The sequence below is a fragment of the Acinetobacter sp. YH16051 genome (genome assembly GCF_013417135.1).
Classification (GTDB): Bacteria; Pseudomonadota; Gammaproteobacteria; order Pseudomonadales; family Moraxellaceae; genus Acinetobacter; species Acinetobacter towneri.
Map to the genome: position 1 here is coordinate 1 of NZ_VPEN01000151.1, position 1,084 is coordinate 1,084.

General features: G+C 39.7%; 1 pseudogene. It reads left to right on the top strand.

Annotated features, from left to right (window positions below):
- Positions 1–888 (top strand): annotated as a pseudogene (locus FTV41_RS14995) (mobilization protein A); the annotation flags it as partial.
- Positions 889–1,084 lie beyond the last annotated feature (196 nt).

The window sequence follows — 1,084 nt, forward strand, 5'->3', positions numbered from 1 at the left end:
AAGGGTGCAGGCTTTGAGATTGCTAGAGAAACAGATAGATCAATCAGTATTAAAAATCCTGACGGCAAACGAAATATACGTTTAGAGGGCGTAATTTATGAAAATAGACGATTTGGTGAAGAATTTAGAGCAGAACACAGCCGAGCAGGACAAGACTATCAAGAAACAAGCCGAGAGCGTTACCAAACAGCACTTGGAAAGTTACAACGCCTTACTACAAAAAAACTTGAAGCAAACCGAGAGCATTTTAGAGAAAAACCTTCAAACCATCGAGGAGCAACAGCCGAGCATAGTAAACGCTTTGCGTTTGAATACACTCAAGGGGGCAGTTTTGGGCGTACTGGTGGCGATATTTCTGATATTTCTAGGGATAACGGCATGGCTAGGCAAGGAAATCAGAGCCAAGCAACAGGAATTAGCCGAAATCAACCTAGAGCTGGAAAGAACACCATTAGAGAATCGGATATTGCGTATGGTGGAATTTCACGAGAGCGAGGACAACAAAGCCTATTTCATCGTAGCGAAGAACGCCAAGAAAGCGGAAGCGTACACAACAACGGGCAAGGACAAGGTACTCAAAATCGAGAGGTAGGAAACGAACATGACCAACGACTTTATGAATCACTACAACGCCATTTTGAACTCGTTAGAGAAGCAATTGAGCGAGCTAAGCGAAATAAATCAAAGACAGACCAAGCAGATAGAAATATTGAGCAATCAGAATCAAGAATTAGTGAATCTAAACGAGCGATTGACCAAAGCCAACAATGTTATAACCATTCAAAACGAGGAATTGAGGAATCACAACAGCGTATTGAGGAAAAAGTAAGGCAGGAACAGGAAAAACAACAAATTAAGAAAGATTACGGAATGAGGTTTGGTAGATGAACCACACCTCATTTCTCACTGGTTTAAATATTAAAATCGCATTCAGGTATTTTTTGCTGTAATTCTTTATATTTTGCTTTAACTGCATCAAGTTTGGCTTGGTTTGGGTTGCCATTAAAGAAAAAGCCATCAAATGGTTTCTTTTCTTCAGTATATTTTGTTCTTAAATCATTACAGTCCTTTCTATTTTTAACGG